This window comes from Streptomyces capoamus, assembly GCF_014654935.1.
GTDB classification, from domain to species: Bacteria; Actinomycetota; Actinomycetes; order Streptomycetales; family Streptomycetaceae; genus Streptomyces; species Streptomyces capoamus.
Window position 1 is genome coordinate 110,123 of record NZ_BNBF01000001.1, and the last position, 6,722, is coordinate 116,844.

Below are 6,722 nucleotides of genomic sequence, written 5' to 3' on the forward strand. Positions count from 1 at the left end.
GCACGCCGAGGCCACCTCCGAACCGGCGAACCCGGCGCCGATGACGAACACCCGGCGCGGTCCCGCCTTCAGCCGCCGGTACAGGTCGGCCGCGTCGTCCCGCGTGCGCAGCAGGCACACGCCGTCCAGCCGGGCCTCCTCCTCCTTGGGCCAGGGGCGGGCGCGCACACCGGTGGCGATGAGCAGCCGGTCGTACTCCACCTCGTCACCGTCGGCCAGCCGGACCCGCTTGGCCGTCAGGTCCAGGCCGGCCGCCGCGACACCGAGGCGCCACTTGGCGTCGATCTCCCAGCGGCGGGGCAGCTCGGTGTGGCGCGGGGACGCCATGCCCAGCAGCACGGACTTGGACAGCGGCGGACGGTCGTACGGCTCGTACGGCTCGTCCCCGATCAGCGTCAGCTCACCGGCGAACCCCTCCGCGCGCAGCGTCTCGGCGGCCCGCAGCCCGGCCAGCGAGGCACCGACGATCACGATGCGGCCCTCGCGCCGGAGCCATTCCAGGTAGTCAGCGGCCATCGGACACCTCCCGGACCCCGGCCGCGCGGCCCGCCCCGTCGACGGTGATCGCCTGCACCGGGCAGGCGGCCACGGCCCGCGCCACCCGCTCGTGCTGCTCGTCGTCCGCGCGCGGGTCGTAGATCAGCGACTCCTCGCCGTGCAGGGCGAAGACGTCCGGCGCGAGGAACACGCACTGCGCGTACCCCTGACACTTGTTGAGATCGACGACGATCCTCATCGACGCTCCGCCCTTTCCGTGGCCAGGTCCGGTCGCCCGCGCGGCGCGCGCGAACGGTTCCGGACGGCGGTCGTCCCCCGCCCGCCAGCATGCGAGCCCGGGCGGGGCGTCCGCGCGCCGGGCACGCCGATCGAGTGAGCGGCCGGTGGCCTACGCCTCGTCCGGGCGGGTCCGGGCACGCCGGCTCGCCAGGAGGATGTGGACCCCCAGCACGAGCGACCAGGCGGGGAAGACGAGTTCCGCCCAGCGCAGGTTCGACGCGGCGAACAGCAGCACCAGCGCGGTGAGGAAGCCCAGCGTGGTGAGGCGGCGCGGCAGCACCCCGAGGCGGCGGCCGATGACCGACATGGACGACACGAAGACGGCCGCCATCCGGGTTGCGTACTCCGTCATCAGCGTGTACGCGAGGTGGCGGCCGAAGTCCCAGGAGGCCGGCAGCGGCGGCACCCCGGCAGGGTGGCTCACCACGAGCACGGCGTCCGCCGCCGCGGCGGCGACGAACATCGTCGCGGTGAAGACCAGCCCGCTGCCGAGCAGGACGGTGGCGAGGAACTTGTCCTCGGCCTCGCCGACGTGCGTGCGGATCGCGCCGATGAACCACAGGAAGAAGATGCCGGCGAACGGCACCAGCGCGAGGGCCGCGCGCAGCGCGTCGCGCCGCGCGGAGTCCGTGAATCCCTGCGCCGTGCCCGCGCCGGCGCCTTCCGGCAGTCCCAGCCTGACCAGCACCATCGCCGCCGCCATGAGCAGTGCGAAGGCCACTCCGGCCAGCCCGGCGGCGCGCGGTGTCAGAAGTGCCCGCTGCCCCGGCCCCTGTTCCCGCATGCCCGGTCCGCCTTCCGCATCGGCCCCCGGCACCAGCTAGCCGCCCGCGTCCCGCGCCCGCCACCGGGAGGCGGCCGTACGGCCGAGGGGCACGCGCTCACACCGGGTACGCCACCGGCCGGGAGGGCCCGCTCACCGGTGAGCAGGCCCACTCGGAAGCCCGCGAACGGCTCACCGGTGAGCCGGCCGGCCCGGAAGCCCGCGGGCGCCGGGCGGTCAGAGGGCGGACAGCTCGTCCACCAGGTCGTCCAGGCCCAGCGAACCCTGCGACAGCGCCGCCATGTGCCAGGCCTTCAGGTCGAACGCGGCACCGTGCCGCTCCCGCGCCTTCTCCCGGCCCAGCAGCCACGCCCGCTCGCCGAGCTTGTAACCGATCGCCTGGCCCGGGATCGTCAGGTACCGGGTCAGCTCGCTCTCCACGAAGTCCGCCGGCCGGCTGCTGTGCCGGCCGAAGAACTCCTCGGCCAGCTCCGGGGTCCACCGCTCACCGGGGTGGAACGGCGAGTCCGCCGGGATCGGCAGCTCCAGGTGCATGCCGATGTCCACGATCACCCGGGCCGCCCGCATCATCTGCGCGTCCAGGTAGCCGAGCCGCTCCTCCGGGTCGGTGAGGTAGCCCAGCTCGTCCATCAGCCGCTCCGCGTACAGCGCCCAGCCCTCGGCGTTGGCGCTGACCCCGCCGATCGTCGCCTGGTAGCGGGAGAGGTGCTCGGCCACGTGCGCCCACTGCGCGAGCTGCAGGTGGTGGCCGGGCACGCCCTCGTGGTACCAGGTCGAGACCAGGTCGTAGACCGGGAAGCGGGTCTGGCCCATCGTGGGCAGCCAGGTGCGGCCGGGCCGGGAGAAGTCCTCCGACGGGGCCGTGTAGTACGGCGCCGCCGCACCGCCGGGCGGGGCGATGCACGACTCGACCCTCCGCACCCGCTCGGCGAGTTCGAAGTGGGTGCCGTCCAGTTCCTCGATCGCCTTGTCCATCAGGCCCTGGAGCCACTCCCGGACCTCGTCCACACCCTCGATGTGCCGGCCGTGCTCGTCCAGGTGCGCGAGCGCCACCCACGGCGTCTGCGCGCCCGGCAGGATCCTCTCGGCCTCCTTGCGCATCTCGCCGAGGATGCGGTGGAACTCCGCCCAGCCGTACGCGTAGGCCTCGTCCAGGTCGAGGTCCGTACCGTTGAAGTAGCGGGCCCAGCGCGCGTACCGCTCGCGTCCGACCACGTCCGGGGCGTCCTCGATCGCCGGCGCGTACACGTCCCGCAGCCAGTCCCGCAGCTCCGCCACGGCACCGGTCGCCGCCCGGGCCGCCTCGTCCAGCTCCGCGCGCAGCGGTTCGGGACCGGCGGCGGCGAACTCCTCGTACCAGCCGCGGCCCGTGCCGTCGGTGTCCGCCCACTCGGTGAGCTGGGCGATGTGCGTCGCGGTCGGCCGGGGCGCCGCGAACAGCCCGCGCTCCAGGCCGAGTCCGAGCGAGGCCCGGTAGCCCGCGAGGGCGTCCGGCACCGCGCGCAGCCGCTGCGCGATCGCCGCCCAGTCCTCCTCGGTCTCGGCCGGGGTGACCGTGAAGATCTCCCGGACCGCGTGGGCGGGCGTGTCCAGGTTGCCGATCCGGCGCAGGTGCTCCTGCGCGTCGTGGACGGCGAGCTCGGCGGTCAGCCGTTCCCTCAGCAGCCGCGCGCAGCGCCGCTCCGCGTCACTGTCCGCACCGGGCCGCCGCTCGGCCTCGTCCAGCTTGCCGAGGGTGGCCCGCGCGAGCTGTGCCAGGGCCTCCTGACCGGCCGGCGAGTAGTCGGGCAGCCTGCTCGAACTCTCCTGCACACCGAGGTACGTACCGGTGACCGGGTCGAGGGCGATGAGGTCGTCGACGTAGGCGTCGGCGACCTGACGGGGAAGCGGGCTCTGGGTCTCAGACATGCGGCCCATCCTCGTACGACGAGGATCTCCGCGTCACCCGGGATTGACGGGATTCAGCTCTCGGCGTTCCCGGGCGGCAGCAGCGGCCCGCACTCCCACTGCTGGAAGATCAGCCGGGTCTCCACTCGGGCCACCTCGCGGCGCGCCGTGAACTCGTCCAGCACCAGCCGCTGCAGATCGGCCATGTCCGCGACCGCCACGTGCACGAGGTAGTCGTCCGGCCCGGTCAGGTGGAACACCGACCGCGCCTCCGGCAGCACCCGGATCCGCTCCACGAACGGTCCCACCAGTTCCCGCCGGTGCGGCCGTACCTGTACCGACAGCAGCGCCTGGAGACCGCGCCCGAGCTTGGCCGGATCGAGCCGCAGCCGGTGCCCGAGGATCACGCCCGAGCGGCGCAGCCTTGTCACCCGGTCCAGACAGGTCGACGGAGCCACGCCCACCTGCGCGGCGAGATCGCGGTAGGTGGTCCGGGCGTCGTTCTGCAACAGCCGCAACAGATGCAGATCGACCGGATCCAGTACGACGGATTCGGCCATGGGCCGAACGTAGCACGGTGTTCGATTCCAGTGAACCGTTCGATGTTCACCCTTCCGCGCATGGACACATCGAGCACCGGTGCCTACGACGGCGTACGCACCGCACCGAGAGCCCTGGCCACCGAGGCCGTGCACGCCGGCCGCGACGACCTCGCCCGCCAGGGCCTGCACGCCCCGCCGATCGACCTGTCCACCACCTACCCCTCCTACGACAGCCGCGCCGAGGCCGCCCGTATCGACGCCTTCGCCACCGACGGCGCCGACCCGGCCGGACCGCCGGTCTACGGCCGCCTCGGCAATCCGACCGTCGCCCGCTTCGAGACCGCCCTCGCCCGTCTGGAGGGCACCGAGTCCGCGGTCGCCTTCGCCAGCGGCATGGCCGCGCTCAGCGCGGTCCTCCTCGCCCGGTCGGCGATGGGACTGCGCCATGTGGTGGCGGTACGGCCGCTGTACGGCTGCAGCGACCACCTGCTGACCGCCGGGCTGCTCGGCACGGAGGTCACCTGGACCGACCCGGCCGGCATCACCGAGGCGCTGCGCCCGGACACCGGTCTGGTGATGGTCGAGTCCCCGGCCAATCCGACGCTCGCCGAACTCGACCTGCGGGCCGTCGCCCACGCCTGCGGAACGGTCCCGCTGCTGGCCGACAACACCTTCGCCACCCCCGTGCTCCAGCGCCCGGCCGAGCAGGGCGCCCGGCTGGTGCTGCACAGCGCCACCAAGTACCTCGGCGGCCACGGCGATGTGCTGGCCGGGGTGGTCGCCTGCGACGAGGAGTTCGCGGGCCGGCTGCGGCAGATACGGTTCGCCACCGGGGGAGTCCTGCACCCCCTCGCCGGCTACCTGCTGCTGCGCGGACTGTCCACGCTCCCCGTGCGGGTACGGGCCGCGTCCGCCGGCGCCGCCGAGCTGGCTCGCCGGCTCGCCGCCGACCCCCGCGTGGCCCGGGTCCGCTACCCGCGGCTCGGCGGCGCGATGATCGCCTTCGAGGTGCACGGCGACCCGCACGAGGTGATCTCCCGGGTCCGGCTCGTCACCCCCGCGGTGAGCCTGGGCAGCGTCGACACGCTCATCCAGCACCCCGCGTCCATCAGCCACCGCATCGTCGACGCCGAGGACCGGCGCGGGGCCGGGGTGAGCGACCGGCTGCTGCGGCTGTCGGTGGGCCTGGAGGACGTCGACGACCTGTGGGCCGACCTGGACCAGGCACTGGGCGCCGCACCCACACGCCGGGCGACGGAACTGCACGAGGCCGTGCGCTGAACCGCCCGCCACGCCCTCCGGGGGGAGCACGCCCGGCACCACGGGGCTCTCCCTCTCCGGGGCAGCGCCCCGTCGCCCGGGACGAGGCCGGCGGTCCCGGTCGGTGCTCGTCGCGCGGGGCGGGCCCGGCTCGCCGGTGCGGTGCCCCTGGCCTGGGGGGGGCAGGTGCGTGCGGCGGGGGAATCCGGCGCTGCGCGGACGGGTCGGCTCTCCCGGGCGGTGCCCTTCGCGCGGCGACGGGTCGCGCACCGCGGGCGCGTGTCCGTTCCTCGCGGGACGGGCTCGACGCCGGCGGCCCCGGCCCTCGTGGCCGGGGCCGCCGGCGCGCGACGCGGGGGAACCGGTCAGCCCAGGCGCGGAGGCCGGGGACCGGGCGCGGAGGCGACCGGGGCGGCGTCCAGCCGGGCCGTGATCACCAGGGTGCCCTCCTCCACCTGGTAGTCCAGCGGCAGGCCGAGCCCGCGCATCGCGGCCACCATGCCCGTGTTGGACGCCTTGGTCACCGCGTACACGCTCGCGCAGCCGGCCTCCGCCGCCATCGCCACCAGCCGGCCCAGCAGTTCGCCGCCGATCCCGCGCTGCTGCCACTCGTCCTCGACCAGCAGCGCGACCTCGGTCTCGTCGCCGTCCCACAGCAGGTGCCCGAGGCCGACGATCCGCCCCGAGGCGGTCTGCGCGGCCAGGGTGCGGCCGAAGCGGGGGCTGAGCAGGTGGTTCAGGTAGCGGTCCGCGTCACCGACCGGGCCGTGGTACCGCAGGCCGAGGGTGTGCGGCGAGCACCGGTCGTGCATCGCCCGGGCGGCGACCAGGTCGCCGGTGTCGACCCGGCGCACGGTGATGTCGTCGCCCGCGGGGAGGGTGAGGACGTCCTCGCCGTCGGGGATGCGCGGTCCGAGCCGGCTGTCCAGCTCCACCAGCGCCCGCGCGCGGGCGAACTCGGTCGGGGTGAACGGCAGGTACGGCCGCTCCACGGTGAGGACACCGCCCTCGGGCGCCGGCAGCCGCATCACGGTGTCCTCCAGGACCCCCTCGACCGGCACCGGCTGCGGGCCCCGGCCGCCCCCGGCCGGCCGGCCGGGCAGCGACCGGATCGTGCAGCGGCCCAGCAACTGCCGCAGCGCCAGCGGGAGTTCCGCGGCGTCCAGGGCGGTACGGGCGGCCAGACCGAGCACCCGGGTGGGTACGTCGACCAGGTCGTGGGCGTCGGCCCGCTCGATCCACGTGGCCGTGCCGCCGGCCAGCGCGACCGCCCGGGTGATCTCGGCGGCCGGGAGCGCGCCCGGGGCCCGCAGCAGGAAGTCGTCCACGGTGCCGTCGGCCAGGGGGTGGGTCTGCAGGCTCAGGATGTCCACCCCGTGTCCGGCGAGCGCCGTGCACAGGGCGGCGAGGGAACCCGGCGCGTCCTGCACCGTGGTCCGCATCCGCCACAGCGTGCCGTCGACGTCGTAGCC

The 6,722-nt window shown here is 74.9% G+C and carries 7 protein-coding genes; 1 reads left to right on the forward strand and 6 read right to left on the reverse strand.

Translation table 11 applies throughout. The features are described 5' to 3' along the window. The 5 genes from IE312_RS38335 to IE312_RS00535 all read right to left on the reverse strand — a co-directional run. On the reverse strand, window positions 1–516 hold a 516-nt coding region (locus tag IE312_RS38335), incomplete at its 3' end, for an FAD-dependent oxidoreductase (protein WP_229898809.1). Beyond that, entirely contained in the window at window positions 506–736 is a 231-nt protein-coding gene (locus IE312_RS00520) for a ferredoxin (protein ID WP_189977175.1), read from the reverse strand. The genes IE312_RS00520 and IE312_RS38335, both read right to left, overlap by 11 nt. 150 nt (window positions 737–886) lie before the next feature. Continuing rightward, the gene (locus IE312_RS00525) at window positions 887–1,561 is read right to left on the reverse strand and encodes a hypothetical protein (RefSeq protein ID WP_189977177.1); all 675 of its coding nucleotides are present in this window, start codon (window positions 1,559–1,561) and stop codon (window positions 887–889) included. Between the two features lie 216 nt (window positions 1,562–1,777). Further along, entirely contained in the window at window positions 1,778–3,469 is a 1,692-nt protein-coding gene (locus tag IE312_RS00530) for a DUF885 domain-containing protein (protein WP_189977179.1), read from the reverse strand. A 53-nt stretch (window positions 3,470–3,522) separates the two neighbouring features. Beyond that, on the reverse strand, window positions 3,523–4,008 hold the full coding sequence (locus IE312_RS00535; RefSeq protein WP_189977181.1) for an Lrp/AsnC family transcriptional regulator: 486 nt from the start codon (window positions 4,006–4,008) through the stop codon (window positions 3,523–3,525). Between the two features lie 60 nt (window positions 4,009–4,068). Between IE312_RS00535 and IE312_RS00540 the strand changes: the two genes are divergently transcribed. Further along, a complete protein-coding gene (locus tag IE312_RS00540) occupies window positions 4,069–5,271 on the forward strand; it encodes a trans-sulfuration enzyme family protein (protein WP_189977183.1) in 1,203 nt (400 codons plus the stop codon). A gap of 344 nt (window positions 5,272–5,615) precedes the next feature. Here the strand turns inward: IE312_RS00540 and IE312_RS00545 are convergent. Next, the coding region (locus IE312_RS00545) for a GNAT family N-acetyltransferase (protein WP_229898810.1) at window positions 5,616–6,722 on the reverse strand (1,107 nt) is incomplete at its 5' end.

Bases quoted from the DNA above. Each gene is read 5' to 3' on its own strand.
- IE312_RS00540 (WP_189977183.1), top strand. From the start codon at position 4,069: ATGGACACATCGAGCACCGGTGCCTACGACGGCGTACGCACCGCACCG.
- IE312_RS00535 (WP_189977181.1), bottom strand. From the start codon at position 4,008: ATGGCCGAATCCGTCGTACTGGATCCGGTCGATCTGCATCTGTTGCGG.
- IE312_RS00530 (WP_189977179.1), bottom strand. From the start codon at position 3,469: ATGTCTGAGACCCAGAGCCCGCTTCCCCGTCAGGTCGCCGACGCCTAC.
- IE312_RS00525 (WP_189977177.1), bottom strand. From the start codon at position 1,561: ATGCGGGAACAGGGGCCGGGGCAGCGGGCACTTCTGACACCGCGCGCC.
- IE312_RS00520 (WP_189977175.1), bottom strand. From the start codon at position 736: ATGAGGATCGTCGTCGATCTCAACAAGTGTCAGGGGTACGCGCAGTGC.